The sequence below is a fragment of the Duganella sp. 1224 genome, from assembly GCF_013408245.1.
In the GTDB taxonomy this organism is placed as follows: Bacteria; Pseudomonadota; Gammaproteobacteria; order Burkholderiales; family Burkholderiaceae_D; genus Rugamonas.
The window spans coordinates 938,097-955,057 of record NZ_JACBYS010000001.1; the positions used below are offsets into that span (position 1 = coordinate 938,097).

The 16,961-nt window shown below is 66.7% G+C and carries 13 protein-coding genes; 5 read left to right on the forward strand and 8 right to left on the reverse strand.

Going from position 1 to position 16,961, the window contains the following annotated elements; genetic code table 11:
• Positions 1-4: 4 nt before the first annotated feature.
• Complete coding sequence (locus tag FHW58_RS04315; protein ID WP_179671813.1) at positions 5-3,106, forward strand: FAD/NAD(P)-binding protein; 3,102 nt, start codon at positions 5-7, stop codon at positions 3,104-3,106.
• On the opposite strand, the gene FHW58_RS04320 is transcribed toward FHW58_RS04315, so the two are convergent.
• From FHW58_RS04320 to FHW58_RS04330, 3 genes are read right to left on the reverse strand one after another with little or no spacing between them, the layout of a single operon-like run.
• Positions 3,103-3,642 (reverse strand): GNAT family N-acetyltransferase, encoded by a 540-nt coding sequence (locus FHW58_RS04320; RefSeq protein ID WP_179673274.1) that lies wholly within the window; start codon positions 3,640-3,642, stop codon positions 3,103-3,105. The two genes, FHW58_RS04315 and FHW58_RS04320, sit on opposite strands and share 4 nt — an antisense overlap.
• A 59-nt stretch (positions 3,643-3,701) precedes the next feature.
• Positions 3,702-4,277: a helix-turn-helix domain-containing protein gene (locus FHW58_RS04325; protein WP_179671814.1), complete on the reverse strand. Its 576-nt coding sequence runs from the start codon at positions 4,275-4,277 to the stop codon at positions 3,702-3,704.
• 42 nt (positions 4,278-4,319) lie between these two features.
• Positions 4,320-4,583: a hypothetical protein gene (locus FHW58_RS04330; protein ID WP_179671815.1), complete on the reverse strand. Its 264-nt coding sequence runs from the start codon at positions 4,581-4,583 to the stop codon at positions 4,320-4,322.
• Positions 4,584-4,737: 154 nt separating this feature from the next.
• Here FHW58_RS04330 and FHW58_RS04335 point away from each other — a divergent pair, with 154 nt between their 5' ends.
• On the forward strand, positions 4,738-5,808 hold the full coding sequence (locus FHW58_RS04335) for a flavodoxin family protein (protein WP_179671816.1): 1,071 nt from the start codon (positions 4,738-4,740) through the stop codon (positions 5,806-5,808).
• Positions 5,809-5,838: 30 nt separating this feature from the next.
• On the opposite strand, the gene FHW58_RS04340 is transcribed toward FHW58_RS04335, so the two are convergent.
• The 3 genes from FHW58_RS04340 to FHW58_RS04350 all read right to left on the reverse strand — a co-directional run bounded on the left by FHW58_RS04340 (position 5,839) and on the right by FHW58_RS04350 (position 10,961).
• Complete coding sequence (locus FHW58_RS04340; protein WP_179671817.1) at positions 5,839-6,498, reverse strand: class I SAM-dependent methyltransferase; 660 nt, start codon at positions 6,496-6,498, stop codon at positions 5,839-5,841.
• 73 nt (positions 6,499-6,571) lie between these two features.
• A complete protein-coding gene (locus tag FHW58_RS04345; protein WP_179671818.1) occupies positions 6,572-7,951 on the reverse strand; it encodes an MFS transporter in 1,380 nt (459 codons plus the stop codon).
• A gap of 178 nt (positions 7,952-8,129) precedes the next feature.
• Positions 8,130-10,961, reverse strand: coding sequence for a hybrid sensor histidine kinase/response regulator (locus FHW58_RS04350; RefSeq protein ID WP_179671819.1), 2,832 nt, complete (start codon positions 10,959-10,961; stop codon positions 8,130-8,132).
• A 147-nt stretch (positions 10,962-11,108) separates the two neighbouring features.
• On the opposite strand from FHW58_RS04350, the gene FHW58_RS04355 reads away from it, so the two are divergent.
• Complete coding sequence (locus FHW58_RS04355; RefSeq protein ID WP_179673275.1) at positions 11,109-11,693, forward strand: LysE family translocator; 585 nt, start codon at positions 11,109-11,111, stop codon at positions 11,691-11,693.
• 131 nt (positions 11,694-11,824) lie between these two features.
• On the opposite strand, the gene FHW58_RS04360 is transcribed toward FHW58_RS04355, so the two are convergent.
• Positions 11,825-12,541, reverse strand: a complete 717-nt coding sequence (locus FHW58_RS04360) for a YceI family protein (protein WP_179671820.1) — start codon at positions 12,539-12,541, stop codon at positions 11,825-11,827.
• 354 nt (positions 12,542-12,895) lie between these two features.
• Positions 12,896-15,550, reverse strand: a complete 2,655-nt coding sequence (locus FHW58_RS04365) for a M1 family metallopeptidase (protein ID WP_179671821.1) — start codon at positions 15,548-15,550, stop codon at positions 12,896-12,898.
• Between the two features lie 120 nt (positions 15,551-15,670).
• Between FHW58_RS04365 and FHW58_RS04370 the strand changes: the two genes are divergently transcribed.
• Complete coding sequence (locus FHW58_RS04370) at positions 15,671-16,339, forward strand: glutathione S-transferase family protein (RefSeq protein ID WP_179671822.1); 669 nt, start codon at positions 15,671-15,673, stop codon at positions 16,337-16,339.
• Complete coding sequence (locus tag FHW58_RS04375; RefSeq protein WP_179671823.1) at positions 16,336-16,956, forward strand: glutathione S-transferase family protein; 621 nt, start codon at positions 16,336-16,338, stop codon at positions 16,954-16,956. The genes FHW58_RS04370 and FHW58_RS04375 overlap by 4 nt, the downstream gene beginning before the upstream one ends.
• Positions 16,957-16,961 lie beyond the last annotated feature (5 nt).

The window sequence follows — 16,961 nt, forward strand, 5'->3', positions numbered from 1 at the left end:
GATCATGGCGACCAGACCTTCCTACATCTACCAGGGCGGCTCGGTGATGATGCATTCACCGCTGCAGTTGAAAAACGCTGACATGTACGGCTTCTTCGTCAAGGGCGACCTGGCGAAACTGCAGGCCACGCTGGACGGCACACTGAACGCGGTGGCCGGGCCGCGCATGACGTTCAAGGCGATTTCGCCGTACGTGCTGATCACCTTCACGCAGGTGAACCACGCCGATTCGGCCAACCCGGTCGATCACGCCAAGGGCTGGATCACCGAGATCGACATCGTCACCTGGATCATGGTCGGCGCCATGGATGACGAGGGCGAACTGGCCCACATCTACTACTACCCGGCGCACATCTTCGTTGACGACGCGATGGCGCTGATTAACGGGCGAGAGCTGTTTGGCTATCCGAAGTATCTGTGCGAATACGAGATCGGCGCGCATCGCTGCGCCTTGTCGGCCAAGGGTTTCCACCCGTTTTCGCCGGAGACCAAGATCGCCCTGCATCCGCTGCTGGAGGTGACGGCCACGCAGGCCAACGGCGCCGAGCGCGAGATCGGCAGCCTGCTGGAGCTGATCGAGCAGGCGATAGAACTGTTCCTGTCGATCCCCGATTTCTTCAACATGGATGTCGCTGGCTGGGAAGACATCATCTCGCTGCTGCGCAATCCGCGCATCGACCAGATCTTCCTCAAGCAGTTCCCGGACAGCCTGGGCCTGAAGGCGGTGTACCAGGCCGTCCTGGCCGCGCCAGCCACCATCGACAAGATCCACGGCGGCAAGCTGCTGGGCCACGACTACGAGGCCGTGCTGCACGCCTTCGACAGCTTTCCCCTCAACGACACGCTGGGTCTCCAGCTTGGCGCGCAGCAGGCCATCCTGCCGTACTACCTGAATTTCGACTTCACCGCGCAGCCGGGCGAGGAGCTGGTGGACAACTCGTCCATCGCGCCGCAGAAGATCGCCATCCTCGGCGGCGGCGTCAGCGCCATGACCACCGCCTACTACCTGAGCGACCAGCCGGGGTGGCAGAACAACTACGACATCACGGTCTACCAGCAGGGCTGGCGCCTGGGCGGCAAGGGCGCCAGCGGCCGCAATGCGCACCATGGACAGCGCATCGAGGAGCATGGCCTGCATATCTGGTTCGGCTTCTATTCCAACGCCTTCAAGATGATCAAGGCTACTTACGCCGCGCTGGAGCGTCCGCCGGGCGCGCCGCTGGCGACGTGGCGCGACGCCTTCAAGCAGCAGGATTACGTGGCCTTGTCGGAGCGGGTGGGCGACCAGTGGCACAACTGGTCCATCGTCTTCCCCACGTTGCCGGGCGAGCCGGGCGAGGGCGATCAGAAGATCACGCTGTGGCAGATGGCGGTGGCCATGGTCGGCTGGATCGAGCAATGGATCCGCAGCCTGGATAGGCTGACCAAAGAAATGGCACTGCCGCCGCATCCGCACCACACCGGCATCATCCCGGACTGGCTGTATCATCTGGCGGAGGGCGTGGTGTCGTCGGCGGAAGAATTGCTGGACGATGTGTCGCTGCTGGCGGGCGCCTTGTCCGGCATGGTGTTCAACATGGCGGAGGATGCCGACGAGGGCCAGCACCTGGCGCTGGCCGGCGCCATGGCGGGCGTGCGCGGCAAGCTGCATGCGCGCTATGACAAGTTGATCGCCCGCGCCGACGGCGATGTGGCTGACGATATCCGTCGCCTGTTCATCTGCCTGGACCTGGGCATCACGGTGATGAAGGGCGTGTTCGAGGACGGCGTGATACGGCACGGCTTCGATGTCATCAACGACATCGATTTCCGCGACTGGCTGCGCAAGCACGGCGGCGACGAGCAGTTGTGCGTGCAGTCGGCGCCGGTGCGCGGCTTCTATGACCTGATCTTCGCCTACGAGGACGGCAATTTCGACAAGCCGAACGCGGAAGCCGGCACCATGCTGCGGGCCATGGCGCGCATCGGCCTGGCCTACAAGGGGGGCATCATGTTCAAGATGCAGGCGGGGATGGGCGATACCATCTTTACGCCGCTGTACCAGGCGCTGTTGAAGCGCGGCGTGAAATTCAAGTTCTTCCACAAGGTCGAGGAGCTGGTGCCGGATGGCGCGCAGATCGGCAGCATCCGCATGACGAAGCAGGTGGCGCTGGCCGGCGCCGACTATGATCCGCTGGTGCCGGTGAAGGGACTCGCTTGCTGGCCGAGCGAGCCGCTGTATCCGCAGATCGACAAGGCGCAGGCGGATCTGTTGCAGGCCAGGGGCATCAACCTGGAATCGCATTGGACCGACTGGCCGGAGGTGTATCGCGAGGCGTTTGGCCAGGACCTGCCGGCGGTGACGCTGAAGCGCGGCGTGGATTTCGACCAGGTGGTGTTCGGCATTTCGATCGGCTCGTTGCCGACGCTGTGCCCGCAGTTGCTGGCGCACAGCCCGGCGTTGCTGGCGACCTCGGAGCAGGTGCGGACGGTGGCCACGCAAGCCTACCAGGTCTGGCTCAACAAGGATCTGACGCAGATGGGATGGGCGTATCAGCCCGATGGTCAGCAGCCGGTGCTGAGCGGCTTCACCGAGCCCTACGACACCTGGGCACCGATGGACCAGTTGCTGGTGCGGGAGGACTGGCCGGCGCCGCTCGATCCGCGCAATGTGTCTTACTTCTGCAGCGCGCTGCCGGTGGACAGCTATCCGCCGGTGAGCGACCATGGCTTCCCGGCGCGCATGGCGGAGGTGGCGAAGCAGGGGGCGATCAATCAGTTGGGCAAGGAGATCGCGTCGCTGTGGTCGGCGGCCGGGCCGGCGGGCGCCTTCCCGTGGCAATGGCTGGTGGATGGCAGCGAGGCCACCGGCGTGCAGCGCTTCGACGCGCAGTACTGGCGCGCCAACGTCGATCCGTCCGAGCGCTATGTGATGTCGGTGGTCGGTTCGACCCGCTATCGCCTGCGCACCGACCAATCGGGCTACGCCAACCTGTTCCTGACCGGCGACTGGATCAAGACCGGCATCAACGCCGGTTGCGTGGAGGCGGCGGTAATGGCCGGCATGCAGGCGTCGCGCGCGATCAGCGGTTATCCGGTCGTGATCGAGGGCGAGACGGACTTTTAAAGCTGCTTGTGGAAGAAGGTGGTGCCGCAATAGGCGCCGTCCGGCATCAGCGCGTAGTTGGGCACGGTGCCGGCGATCTGCCAGCCGGCGCGCTGGTACAGGCGTTCGGCGTCGCCGCCGGTGACGGTGTCCAGCACCAGCACGGTCTTGCCCGCGTCGCGCGCGGCCTGGTCGACGGCGGCCAGCAATTGCGCGGCAACGCCCTGGCGGCGGGCGTCGCGGTGGACCAGCATCTTGGCGACGTCGGCGCGGTGTGGCTGGTTGTCTGGTTGCGCGGTGATCAGCTGGACCGTGCCGACGATGCGGCCGGCCGCTGTTTGCGCCACCAGCAGCACGCGCTCGCCGCGCATGGCGCCTTGCAGCACGCCGTGCCAGAAGGCCAGCGCTTTCTCGCGCGTCAGCGGCAGCATGAAGCTGACCGAGGCGCCGCCTTCCACGCAATCGATCAGCACATCGGCCAGCGCCTGCGCCAGCGCGTCCGCTTGCCGCGCCGCCTCGTCGGCGCCGACGCGGCGGACCGTGATGGCGGCCGCCATGCGCGCAGCCATCGCGGCAGGCGAAGCGTTCATTGCCTTGCTGGCGTCGCGGCTCGCGCTCATGCGGTCCTCCGGGCGGCGGTGACCAGCGCCACGAGATAGCGCGCCTGCTGGCTGGTCGGGTTGTGATAGACGATGTGGCGATCCAGCCGCATGGCCAGCGTGTCGCCGGCGGCCAGCCGCCATTGCTGATCGCCGACGCTGATCTCCATCGCGCCCTCGATCATCCATACCTGCTGGTGAATGTCGGCGTTGTGCGGCACGCTGTCATAGGCCACGCGCTGACCGGCGGGGAATACCACATCCACCAGTTGCAGCGGCGACGGCGCGGACGGCGACAGGCTGCGGCGCATGTAGCCGGAACCGGGATCGGTCCATACCGGCTGCTCGGCCACGCGCGCCACCGGCGACGGCGCGCTGTCGCCATCCTTGTCTTCGAACAGGGAAGCCAGCGCCACGCCCAGCGCGCTGGCCAGTTTGTCCAGCACCGCCGCCGTGGGGCTGCTCTCGCCGCGTTCAATCAGCGAGATGTTGGAGCGGCTGACGCCACTGCGCGTGGCCAGCGCCTCCAGCGACAGGCTTTGGCTGTCGCGCAATTCCCGCACGCGGCGGGCGATCAAAAGATTGATGTCCATGGATTTCCATTTTACAGGAAATCCACGTCCAGTAAACTGGAATCAGCGGTTGCCCGATTGTTTGTCGGCGCGGTTGCTGTCGCTATAATCGTCGCCGCGCGCGCCGGCCTTCTTGTCGCGGTGCGTGGCGGCGGTGGCTGCCGCGGCGGCGCTCTGCTGGTTGGTGTGCGGCGTGTCGTTGCCCGGATGGCCGGTGGCGTGATTGCCGCTTTGCGACATGCCCTGGGTCTTGGGATCGTAGCCTTCTTGCGGCATGTTGGCGCCGGGCTTGAAGCCGCGCGGATCGGGCTTATTGGGTTGGCTCATGATGCGTCTCCTTGTCAAAACAATGTAGCGCTATGCTAAGCCCGTGTTGTCGCGCAGGCCGTAGGCGCACATGCCGTGCCCCTGTAGGAGTGTGCGTGAGCGAACGGAGCGCGACCCTGCGGCATGCCAAGCTGTCCAGAACAAAGGAGGCCACATGCCCGAAGTACGACAAGGACAGGCGCCGCAGCCGCTGGCGCGCCAGGAGTTTCATCTGCAGTTCATGCGCTCGTTCACCGACCCGACGTTTGAGCCGGTGCAGGCGGCGCTGGCGCAGGTCGAGGAAATCGCCTGGAAGAATTACCAGGACGGCCGCAAGTCGCCGGTCACGCAGAAGGCCGGCAGCGAGTTTGCCGACCCGGATTACGATCTGTCGGTGGAATGGAAGGCCACGCGCGACCGCCTGCTGGTGGCCGAACAGCGGCAGAAGGATCCGCAGACGCGCTCCCGCGTGTTGCTGATCATCGGCGCGGCGCGCAATGACGGCAGCTGTCCCGGCGAGATTTCCAAGACCTTCCGCATGAGCCTATGGGCGAAGGAAGTGCTGGAAGCGGCGCAGATCGAGGTGGATGTGCTGGACCTGAGCCAGCTCATCTCCGGCTACGACCTGCACATCCATCCGTGCAAGGGCTGCGTCTCGACCGCCATGCCGCTGTGCCACTGGCCGTGCAGCTGCTATCCCAATCACGGCGAACGCCAGGTCAACGACTGGATGGCGGAAATTTACGAGAAGTGGGTGGCCGCGCACGGCGTCATCATCCTGACGCCGACCTACTGGTATCAGGCGCCGTCGGTGCTCAAGCTGATGATCGACCGGCTGGTGTGCGCCGACGGCGGCAATCCCGATCCCACCACCACGCATGGCAAAAAAGCTGCCGAGGCCAAGGCGCTGGAGCTCAAGGGCTGGGACTATCCCAAGCACCTGGCCGGCCGCGCCTATGGCCTGGTGGTGCACGGCGACGTGGCCGGCACCGAAAGCCTGCGCCGCAACCTGGCCGACTGGCTGGACTGGATGGGCTTGATCGATGCCGGCAAGCAGTCGGCGCTGGACCGCTATGTCGGCTACTACGAATCGTACGCCGACAGCCACGCCACGCTCGACAAGGACGAGGCCTTCCAGGAAGAGGTGCGCAATGTGGCGCGCTCGGTGGCGGCGGCGGTCGGCCAGTTGCGCCAGGGCGCGCTGCACAAGCCGGATGAGGCGATCACGCCGGCGCGGCCGAAGTAGCCGGGTGGCGGGCACGCGCCGCGCTGGCGGTCAGCGCTTGCGTGCCAGCGTTACGCCGTCGCTGATGGGCAGCATCGACAGGTCGACGCGCAGGTCTTCGCGCAGCTTGATGTTGAGCGCCTGCAGGGCAGCGGTATCCGGGTCCTCGGCGCGCATGGCGACGCGGCCGTCGCGCAGCGTGTTGTCCAGCACAATCAGGCCGCCGGGGCGCAGCAGTTGCAGGCAGGCCTCGTAGTAGCCGTCGTAGCCGACCTTGTCGGCGTCGATGAAGGCAAAGTCGTACAGCCCGGCCTCGCCGTCGTTGAGCAGCGACTGCAGCGTGTCCTGGGCCGGCGCCAGGCGCAGGTCGATCTTGTCGGCCACGCCAGCCTGCTGCCAGAACGGCCTGGCGACGCTGGTGTACTCGTCGCTGATGTCGCACGCCACCAGCCTGCCTTCCGGCGGCAGCGCCAGCGCGACCGACAGCGCGCTGTAGCCGGTGAACACGCCCACCTCGATGGCGTTGCGCGCGCCCATCAGCTTGACCAGCAACGCCATGAACTGACCCTGCTCGGGCGAGATCTGCATGCTGGCGCGCTCATGGCCGCGGGTGGCGGCGCGCAACGCGGCTTGCGCCGGATGCTCGCGCAGCGAATGGCCGAGCACATAGTCATACAGCGTATCGGTCAGAATAAGCGTACGGTTGGACATGCTGCAATCTCCTGAAGATGTGATAAAGATTGTAACAGCGTCCGCGCCGGCGCGGCTCACGCTTGACCGCTGGTCAGGGGCTCTGCCGCACCACCAGCCGCGAGAAGCTCGCCACGCAGCCCACCGCCGCGAACGCCGCCGCCAGGATCAGCGCGTACGAGGTGCCGCGCACCGGCGACAGCGTGAAGCAGTACGCCACCAGCGCCGCGCCGGTGGCCTGGCCGATCAGCCGCGCGGTGGCGACGATGCCGCTGGCGCCGCCCGCGCGCGACGGCGGCGCGCTGCCCATGATGGCTTTCAGGTTGGGCGCCTGGAAGAAGCCGAAACCGATGCCGCACCACGCCATGCGCCAGCCGATGTCGATCACCGTGGGGCTGGGCGGCAGCAGCAGCATGGCCACCAGGCCGGAGGACAGGATGGCGGTGCCGATGCCGCCCAGCGCGCCGGGCGGATAGCGGTCGCTCAGGCGGCCGGCGATCGGCGCCATCACCGCCACCAGCACCGCCCATGGCGTCATCAGGAAGCCGGTTTCAATCGGCGAGCGGCCCAGCGTGTGCTCGAAATAAAACGGCAGCGAGACGAAGGCCAGGCCCTGCGCGCCGAAGGTGCACACGGCGGTCAGCGCCGACAAGGCGAACAGCGGCCGCTTGAACAGGTCCACCGGCAGCATCGGCGCGGCGTGGCCGGCCTGGCGGCGCAGCAGCAGGGCAAAGAACACCGCCGTGGCGATCAGTTCCGGCGCCAGCTTGTGCCAGCCCTCCTGGTGGGCGGCGTCGCCGAAGGTCAGTATCAGCAGGCCGAAGGCGAACACGTTGAGCAGGGCGGTGGGCGCGTCGACCTTGTGGCTGGCGCGCGCGGTGTGCGGCAGCGCGCGGCGGCCCAGCAGCACGGCGATCACGCCCAGCGGCACGTTGATGGCGAACAGCCAGGGCCACGAGGCGGCGGCCAGGATCAGCGACGCCGCCGTGGGGCCGACCGCGAAGCCCACCGCCACCACCAGCGCGTTGAGGCCGAAGCCGCGCCCCTGCAGCGCGGCCGGGAAGATGGCGCGCAGCATGGCGGTATTCACGCCCATCATGGCGGCCGCGCCCACGCCCTGGAACAGCCGCGCCACCACCAGCGACGGCAGCGACCACGCCAGCGCGCAGGCCAGCGAGGCGATGGTGAACACGGTCAGGCCGAACAGGCACACGCGCCGGTAGCTGATCACCTCACCCAGCGCGGCGAACGGCAGCAGCGTGGCCACCATGGCCAGTTGGTACACGTTGACGATCCAGACCGAGGCCGCCGGCGTGGTGTGCAGCTGGTCGGCGATGGCCGGGAGGGCGGTGTTGGCGATGGCGGTGTCGAGCGAGGCCATGCCGACGCCGATGGCGACCGACAGCATGGCGAGCCGCCGCGCATCGGGCGGCAGGCCGTCGCGCGCAGCCAGCGCGCTATCGTGAGGATTCATGGAATATCCGATGCATGGTGAACGTAGCCCTCCATTGTCGCCCAAAATCCCACACTTTGCAGAACCCGGGGTCAGTGCCGACATTCGGACATTGTGCAGAACCCGGGGTCAGTGCCGACATTCGGACATTGGGTCGCGCGCGACCCAATGTCCGAATGTCGGCACTGACCCCGGTGTTTCAGGCGGCGGCCGCGCGCAGGTCGGTGCAGGCTTTGTCCAGCGCCGCTTCCACGTCCGGCAGCATGTCGATCACCTCCACCAGGTCGCCGGCGCTGGCGGCGGCCTCCATTTCCTGGCACAGCGAGTGCAGATGCGTCGAGTTCAGGTAGCCGGCGCTGCCCTTGAGCGCGTGGATGGCCGCCGCCGCCGCGCCGCTGTTGCCGGCGACGACCGCCGCGCGCGCTGTCTCCAGCCGGCGCGGCGCCTCGTCCAGGAAGGCTTGCGTGATGCGCTGGATATGCTTGTGCGACAGCCCGGCCAGCGGCATGATGCGCACCGTGTCCGGGGCGGCGTCGGCCGGCGTCACGCCAAACTGCTCGTCCAGCGATTGCAGCCGCTCGGCCGTCAACTGCGCCGCGTCGGTGGGCCGCAGCGGCCGGCCGCGGCTCAGGTGCTGGGCGATGACTTTTTCCACCTGGTCGTACAGCAGCCGCTCGTCCACCGGCTTGCTGAGGAAGCCGTCCATGCCCACCGCCAGGTAGCGCGCGCGGTCATGGTCGCTGGCGTTGGCGGTCAGCGCGATGATCGGAATCGACGGATCGAGCACGCGGTAGTCCTCGCTGCCGCCGGAACGGATCAGGCGCGTGGCCTGTTCGCCGTCCATCATCGGCATGCGGCCGTCCATCAGCACCAGGTCGTAGGCGGCGGTGCTCAGCGCGTGCAGCGCCTGCAGGCCGTTTTCGACGATGCGGATGTCGTGGCCCATGCCTTCCAGCAGCGTGCTGACGATGATCTGGTTGGTGCGCACGTCCTCCGCGCACAGCACCCGGAGGCGGTAGGCGTGGTGCTCCTTGCGCGGCAGCGCGGTGGCGTCGGCGGCCGGCGCCGCGCCCAGCGCCAGCGGCAGCGTGAAGCTGAAGGTGGAGCCGGCGCCGACCCGGCTGTCGGCGCTGATGGCGCCGCCCATCAGCTCCACCAGCTCCTTGCAGATGGCCAGACCGAGGCCGGTGCCGCCGTAGCGGCGCGTGGTCGAGTGGTCGGCCTGCTCGAATTTCTGGAACAGCCGCGGCAAGGTGTCGGCCGGGATGCCGGGACCGGTGTCGCTGACGTTGAAGGTGACGCTGGCGTGGCCATCGGCCAGCAGCAGCGCCGAGGCGTCCAGCCGCACCTCGCCGCGGTCGGTGAACTTGATGGCGTTGCCCAGCAGGTTAAGCAGGATCTGGCGCAGCCGCGTGGGGTCGCCGCGCACGTAGCGCGGCAGGTCCAGCGCCAGGTCGGAGCGCAGCAGCAGGCTCTTGGCGTCGGCCTGCTGCTGCAGGATGCCGATGGCGTCGTCAATCAGCGCGATCAGGTCGAAGTCCACGGTTTCGATCGACAGGCGGCCGGCGTCGATCTTGGAGAAGTCGAGGATGTCGTTGAGGATGGCCAGCAGCGCTTCGCTGTTCTGCAGGCCGATGCGCAGGTACTCCTCGGTCCTGCCGCGCACCGATTGGTCGCGCATGGCGAACTTGATCATGCCGATGACGCCGGCCAGCGGCGTGCGGATGTCGTGGCTCATGGCCGACAGGAAGTCGATCCGGTGGCGGCTGACCACTTCCGCATGTTCCTTGGCCTCGGTCAGTTCGGCGGTGCGCTCGTTGACCCGCTGTTCCAGGTTGTTGCGCAGCAGGCGGATCTGGTCGGCCAGCGCGAACGCCAGCAGCACGCCGTCCAGCGTGCCGCCGAGGAGCGTGAACAGCTGGGCGTTGCTGACCAGCGCCGGGATCAGGCCGACGTTGGCCGGCAGGATGATCAGCCCCGGCACCATCAGCGCCACGAAGCCCAGCACGAAGAAACGCGCCGGATAGTAACCGCCGCGCCACACCACGATGCCGGTGGTCAGCGCCATCGTCATCCAGATGGTGATGACGATGGTGGCGATGGTGTGCGCGTAGCTCAGCGCCAAGAAGCAGCTGGGCAGCGTGAGCAGCGGCAGCACGATGTTGACGCGGCTGAGCAGATACAGGCGTGGAGCGTTTTCCTTCAGCCGCAGGAAGGTGGTGTAGAACAGCGTGCTGAGCACCGGCAGCAGGAAGAACGGTACGTAGTGCCAGTGCAGGTCGTGCCACTCGAACAGGTCGGCCGCCAGGTGGAAGGTCATGCCCCAGGCCACCGCGTAGCACAGCACATACATCGAGTAGTACAGCGACGAGCGGTCGCGCGTGATCGAGTAGATGAAGAAGTTGAACACGGTGAGCGCCAGCAGCGCGCCCACCGAGCCGATAATCAGCACGTTTTCCTCGGCCACCAGTTGCTGGTAGGCGGTGCGCGGCAGCACCGAGAACACCGGCGTGCGCGCGTAGTAGGGACTGGAGAAGCGGATCAGCACCTGGTAGCGCTGGCCCGGCTGCAGGTCGACGTCCTTGCCGTAGTGGAGCAGATACGAATGCGGCTGGCGGTAGCCGGTCAGCATCTGGCGGATGCTGCCGTCCTCGCCGTAGATCTGGATGTCGACCATGTCGATCAGCGTGTCGTTCGGATCGATCACCCAGTAAGGCTGGCGGCTGTCGTTGCGCAGTTCCGCGTACAGCCAGTAGCTGCCGCCCAGCAGATTGACCTTGGACGCCGGCTTGAGCCTGGCCAGCATGGCCGGCAGGCCGGCGGCGTTGACCGGATAAGGTTCGCCATGGTCGGCAAACAGCTGGCCGGCCCTGGCCAGATCGACGCTGTCGCTGTTCAGGGCGATCGGTGTGGTGATGGTGGCGGCGCCGGCGTCGGCGTCGGCGTGAAAGCAGCAGCCCGCCAGCAGCAGGAGCAGGGCATAGTGGCGCAGGCATGCGGAAAGGCCAAGGATCTTGCTCGCTCTGCTCATTCGTGTTCCGTGCGCCGTCGTCCGTGAGGGATAGTGAGCTTCATTTTAAACGAGAACTTGCCGCTTTGGTATGATGCTGACTTTGGGCAACAGGAAAATATCTTGCTAATCTCACCAGAACAGTTTGCCGGTTTCCTCGGCGCCGCCATGCTGATCACCATTTCGCCGGGGCCGGACAACCTGATGGTGCTGAGCGTGGGCATGACGCGCGGGCGGCGCCAGGGCATGGTGTTTGGCCTCGGCTGCGCGCTGGGCTGCCTGAGTCACACGCTGCTGGCGGCGCTGGGCGTGAGTGCGCTGATCAAGGCCTCGCCGCTGGCGTTTGGGGCCTTGAAGCTGCTCGGCGGCGCTTACCTGATCTGGCTTGGCATCGGCGCCTTGCGCAGCCGTGGCGGCGCGCGCGTGGAGGGTGGCGCCTTGCCGGATGAAAGCCTGGGCAGGCTGTTCACCAAGGGCTTGTTCGCTAACATGATCAATCCGAAAGTGGTGCTGTTCTTCCTGTCGTTCCTGCCGCAGTTTGTGGTGGCCGCGCGCGGCGACGCCGCGTGGCAGACCGCGCAACTGGGCGTGGTGTTCACGCTGCAGGCGGTACTGCTGTTTGGATTGCTGGGCTATTTTTCCGGCGCGGTGGGGGCCTGGATCAACCGTACGCCGAGCGCCGGCAAGTGGATGGACCGGGTGGCCGGCGCGGTGTTCGTCGGCCTAGGCCTGCGGCTGATCATCGCCCGCTGAAGAAATTTGGTGCGGGAGGACGCGATGTCATCATGGCGTCATGGTCGGCTGAGATACTGTCTTTGCTCTTTCAAGTCTCTCCCGATTTGAAACTTTTGCCCACGCACCATCGGAAGTGCGTGGGCTTTTTTTTATCTGGCGGTGAGGTCGAAGCGCAGTTCCATCTGGTCCTGCACGGACATGGCGCCGCCCATGACGGAGAAGGGCGTCAGGCCGAAATCGGTTTGCTTCAGGTTGACCGTGCCCTGGACGTTGATGACGCCATTTGCTTCACGCAGCGCCACCGGAATCGCCAGCGTGCGCGTGACGCCGTGCAGCGTGATGCCCACTTGCAGCGGCTGGCCGGCGGCCAGGCGCTCGGCGTGCACGGTCACGACGGGATAGCGGTCGGCGTCCAGCACCTTGGTCAGCATGTTGTGGCGCGTGCCTTCGATGGCGTCGGCCGATGGCTGCTTTTCCAGCCCGGCGGCGCGGCGCAGGTCCGCTTCATCGATGTTCATCTGGTCCAGGCGGAACGTGAAATCGGCGCGATTGCGCGATGGCGAGACGGTGCCGCTGATGGCATGGCTGGCCACCACGTGATCGTGGCCCAGCCGCGCCAGGATGCCGCCGCGCCGCACGGTGGCGACGATCAGCGATTGCGCGCTATCGATGCGCAGCAGCGGGCCGGCGTCCGGCGCGGCCGGCGTGACGGGCCGTGGCGCGGATGGCGCGGCGGCGGGTGCCTTGGCGGCGGGCGCGGTCGCCGGCGCGCTGGCCGGTGGCGGCAGCGGCGTGCAGGCGCTCAGCGTCCACAGCGTCCACAGCGCGCACAGTGTGGCGATCAGGTGGGATTTCAGATTCGTCATTTGGCCGTCATATTGTCCATTTATTATCGCTTCCGCTGGTGACAGCGTGCGCCTTCCGACTCCGGGCCCAAGACGGCGCGGATGTTCGCGGCGCATGGCTCAGCGGGCTGGCCGGTGGCCTTAAACACCGGCACCACCCCCATTCTTAATGAACTCCTAAGCCTGCGCTTGCCGATCGGTGGCAAAGTAGCACCCATAGCGCGAGGCTAAGCCAAGCGCCAGGTTGCCGGACCTATTAAGCCCGGCACAAATTCAGTCCAGACGACACCATAGTCGGCGGACATCCGGACATCCCCACGCTCTCGAGCGTTTTGCGACCAGCATCATCTTGCGATGACGCTGGTTTTTTTTTGCTTATACCGCGTGCTGTTTCAGCCAGTCGGTAATCTGCGGCAGGCGCTGGGTGCGCACCTTGATGCGGTACTCGATCGCCGAAATCGCCCGTTTGACGTCGCCCTGCGCCTCTGGCGGCAGATTGTCCTTGGCGTACGCCTGCAGCTTGCCGATCATCGCCGGATCGGCCGAACGGCGGCCTAGGCCCGGGAAGTAGCGGCTGCGCGAGGCGCCATCGACAATCTTTTCCACCTGCTCGCGGTGCGACAGGGCGTAGTCAAACGCCAGGTCCGGGTGGTTGCTGGCGACGTGGCTGATGATCGAGGCGCCGGCGGTGGCATCCGGTTCATCGGTCAGCGCCAGGTCCAGCGCGCGCTGGGCCAGCGCCTTGTCGCTGGCGGCGCCCAGCAGATCGTACAGCTGCGACTTGATCAGGTTCGATTGCTCGGCCTTGGCGGCGGCGCGCAGCTGGTCCCAGGTCGCGACGTCTGCGTTGGCGGCGATCACGCCCAGAATCGGCTGGCGCAGCGCGGCCGGCATCGCCGATGGATCGGTGGCCGATGCGGCATAACGGCGGCGCGCCTCGGCGATCACGCCTTCGTCGCCCACTTCGCCCAGCGCCACAATCAGCGTCTCGCGCAGATTGGCCACCGGACCCGCTTCGTCCTTGGACGCTTCCCAGCCGATGCGCGCCAGCACCGGCGCCAGCTTGGCGCGCGCGAAGCGGTCCAGCGCCGCGCGCTGTTCCGGCTTGCCCTCGTAGCTGTCGTGCAGGCCGGCCAGCGTGCCGGCGATTTTCTGCCACACTTCCGGCGCGGCGTTGGCCGGCGCGTTGTTGGCCAGGTCCATGAAGCTCGACGCCGGCATCAGGCCGGCCAGGCCCATGGCCCAGCTTTCCGACAGCAGGCCCAGTTGGTCGATGGTCGACATGCTGGCGAAGCTGCCGGCCAGCGCGCCGAAGGCCTTCGGCGTGTACAGCGTGCGGTAGTAGCCGGTCTGGTCGGCGTTGACCAGCACCGCGCCGCAACCCGGCAGCGTCAGCGAACCCTTGCCGCCGCTGACCAGCGTGCGCGCGCTGGCGTTGCCGATGGTCTGCGCGATCACCGGCACGCGCCAGCTCAATGGCTTCTTGTTGTCCTGGTCCTTGCTGAACTCACCCTGCGTCAGCTGGATGGTGGTCTTGCCGTTCTTGCAGACGGCGTCCGCCACGCGGATCAGCGGCACGCCCGGTTGCAGCGTGAAGTCGTGGGCGATGGCGGTGACCGGTTTGTGCGCGGCCTTTTCCACTTCGCGCCACAGGTCGTCCGACACCGTGTTGCCGTAGGCATGCTTGGCCATGTAGCTGCGCACGCCGGCGCGCCACGCATCTTCGCCCACATAGTTCTCCAGCATGCGGATCACCGATGCGCCCTTGCTGTAGGTGATGTTGTCGAACGCCTGGCTGGCTTGCTCCACGGTGGCGATGCGCTGCACCACCGGGTGGGTGGTGGCCAGCGCGTCCAGCTCCATCGCGCCTTCGCGGATGCCGACGGTGCGCAGGTCCCAATTCCATTCCGGGTGCAGGCGGGTGGTGGTGCGGGTTTCCATCCAGGTGGCGAAGCCCTCGTTCAGCCACAGGTCGTCCCACCACGCCATCGTCACCAGGTCGCCGAACCACTGGTGCGCCATTTCGTGCGCGGCCACCAGGAACGAGGCTTCCTTGTCCGACTGCGTCGCCACGCGCGGGTTCAGCAGGATCGAGTTTTCGAAGGTGAAGATGGCGCCCCAGTTTTCCATCGCGCTGAAGAACTGGCTGCGGCCCGGCGCGGCGATGTTGTCCAGTTTTGGCAGCGGATACTTCACGCCGAAGTAGTCGTTGTACTCTTTCAGCACGTCGCGCGACGAGTCCAGCGCAAACTGGGCCTGGCCCAGCGCGCCTTTCTGCGTGACCACGCCCAGTTCCACGCCGTCCTGCACGGCGGTGGCGCGTTCGAATTCGCCCAGGCCGAAGAACAGCAGGTAGGTCGACATCTTGGGCGAAGTGGCAAAGCGCACCAGTTCGCGCCCGTCGGCCAGCTTGGTGGTGGAGGTCACCGGCATGTTGGACACCGCCATCTGGCCGGCCGGGATGGTGGCCTCCAGCGCGAAGGTGGCCTTGTAGAACGGCTCGTCCCACGACGGGATCATGCGGCGCGCGTCCGAGTTCTCGAACTGGGTGTACAGCGCGCGCTGCTTGGCGCCGCCGTTTTCATAGTCCAGCGAGAACAGGCCGGAAGCCTGGGTGCCGATCACGCCGGTGTAGTCCAGCTTGAGCTGGTAGCTGCCCGGCTTGAGCGCGTCGGCAAAGTGGAAGGTGGCGGTCTGCTTGTCGTTGTCGACGTCGATCTTGCTGGCCGCTTGCGGCGCCTTGCCCGGACCGGCGCTGAGGGCGGCGGCGCTGAATTTCAGGTCGGCGGCGTTCAGGGTCAGGCTGCTGGTGGTTTGTTTGACATCGAGCGCGATCGTCACGGTGGCGCTGAAGCGGCTGTTGGCCGCGTCGGGCGTCAGCGACAGGGCGTAGTGCGTCGGCACGGCCGTGCGCGGGAGCTGGGTGGTGACCTGCGCGGCTTTCGCGGCAGGTGCAGCGGCCAGGGTGGGGGCGCCGGCGGACAATCCCAGCAGCGCCATGACGGCGAGCGAAATCAAACTGCGTTGCATGCTTTTCCTTTGAAATGTTGGCCTTTTGGGCAAGCGTGCAATCTACGGCGAAGCGCGGGCGCTGTCAAATCCCAAATGGGATTATGATCTGGCTACGTTCACCAGGCAAAAGGCACAGACATGATCGATTTGTACACAGCGGCCACTCCCAACGGCCACAAAGTCTCCATCGCGCTGGAAGAGCTGGAGCTGACTTACACGCTGCACACGCTGGACCTGATGGCCGGCGAGCAGAAGCAACCCTGGTTCCTGGCGATCAATCCCAACGGCCGCATCCCGGCCATTGTCGACCGCGCCGAGGACAATTTCGCCGTGTTCGAGTCCGGCGCCATCCTGATCTACCTGGCCGAGAAGACCGGCGAGTTGATGCCCACCGATGCCAGGGGCCGCTCGCAGGTGCTGCAATGGCTGATGTTCCAGATGGGCGGCATCGGCCCGATGATGGGGCAGGCCAATGTGTTCCACCGCTATTTCCCGGAGAAGATCCAGCCGGCCATCGACCGTTATCAGGGCGAGAGCAAGCGCCTGTTGCGCGTGCTGGACGCGCACCTGGCGCAACACGAGTACCTGGCCGGCGAGTATTCGATCGCCGACATCGCCAACTGGGCCTGGGTGCACACCCACGAGTGGTCCGGCGTGACGGTCGACGATCTGCCGCATCTGCAACGCTGGCTGGCGGCGATCGCCGCGCGGCCGGCCGTGCAGCGCGGGATTCTGCTGCCGCCGCGCGCCGAGCGTCCCAACCCGACCACCGCCAGCAGCATGCTGGAACGGGGCCAGTCGCGATGAAGCTCTACACCGCCGCGCGGGCGCCGAATCCGCGCCGGGTGGCCATGTTCATCGCCGAAAAGGGCATTGCCGGCATCGAGCAGGTGCAGATTGACCTGGGCGCCGGGCAGCATCGCAGCGCCGAGTACCTGGCGCGCAATCCGCTGGGCCGGGTGCCGGCGCTGGAGCTGGACGATGGCCGCGTGCTGTGCGAGACGCGCGCCATCTGCACCTGGCTGGAAGGGTATGCGCCCGAGCCCAACCTGATGGGCGAGGGCTACGACGAGCGGGCCTTTATCGAGATGGCGGACCGGCGCGTGGAGCTGCACCTGTTTCTCGGCGCCGCCAACGCGATCCGGCATGTGCATCCCGGCCTGGCGGCGCTGGAGCAGCCGCAGTTTCCCGACTATGGCGCGGCGCAGGCGGAAAAGATGCGCGACATCGCGCGCTGGCTGGACCAGGCCTTGGCCGCGCAGCCGTTTGTGGCGGGGCAGCGCTTCACCATTGCCGACATCACGGCGTTTTGCGCGCTGGAGTTCGCGCGCGGGCTGATGAAATTCCGTCCGGGGCAGGAGGGCATGGCCCACCTGCAGTCGTGGCGCGACCGCATCGCCGAACGGCCCAGCGCCGCTTGCTGACGGCG

What these genes read in the sequence shown, in the direction of transcription:
- FHW58_RS04335 (WP_179671816.1), top strand. Translation starts at nt 4,738, where the DNA reads ATGCCCGAAGTACGACAAGGACAGGCGCCGCAGCCGCTGGCGCGCCAG.
- FHW58_RS04375 (WP_179671823.1), top strand. Translation starts at nt 16,336, where the DNA reads ATGAAGCTCTACACCGCCGCGCGGGCGCCGAATCCGCGCCGGGTGGCC.
- FHW58_RS04370 (WP_179671822.1), top strand. Translation starts at nt 15,671, where the DNA reads ATGATCGATTTGTACACAGCGGCCACTCCCAACGGCCACAAAGTCTCC.
- FHW58_RS04325 (WP_179671814.1), bottom strand. Translation starts at nt 4,277, where the DNA reads ATGGACATCAATCTTTTGATCGCCCGCCGCGTGCGGGAATTGCGCGAC.
- FHW58_RS04345 (WP_179671818.1), bottom strand. Translation starts at nt 7,951, where the DNA reads ATGAATCCTCACGATAGCGCGCTGGCTGCGCGCGACGGCCTGCCGCCC.
- FHW58_RS04320 (WP_179673274.1), bottom strand. Translation starts at nt 3,642, where the DNA reads ATGGCGGCCGCCATCACGGTCCGCCGCGTCGGCGCCGACGAGGCGGCG.
- FHW58_RS04350 (WP_179671819.1), bottom strand. Translation starts at nt 10,961, where the DNA reads ATGAGCAGAGCGAGCAAGATCCTTGGCCTTTCCGCATGCCTGCGCCAC.
- FHW58_RS04315 (WP_179671813.1), top strand. Translation starts at nt 5, where the DNA reads ATGGCGACCAGACCTTCCTACATCTACCAGGGCGGCTCGGTGATGATG.
- FHW58_RS04365 (WP_179671821.1), bottom strand. Translation starts at nt 15,550, where the DNA reads ATGCAACGCAGTTTGATTTCGCTCGCCGTCATGGCGCTGCTGGGATTG.
- FHW58_RS04330 (WP_179671815.1), bottom strand. Translation starts at nt 4,583, where the DNA reads ATGAGCCAACCCAATAAGCCCGATCCGCGCGGCTTCAAGCCCGGCGCC.
- FHW58_RS04340 (WP_179671817.1), bottom strand. Translation starts at nt 6,498, where the DNA reads ATGTCCAACCGTACGCTTATTCTGACCGATACGCTGTATGACTATGTG.
- FHW58_RS04355 (WP_179673275.1), top strand. Translation starts at nt 11,109, where the DNA reads ATGCTGATCACCATTTCGCCGGGGCCGGACAACCTGATGGTGCTGAGC.
- FHW58_RS04360 (WP_179671820.1), bottom strand. Translation starts at nt 12,541, where the DNA reads ATGACGAATCTGAAATCCCACCTGATCGCCACACTGTGCGCGCTGTGG.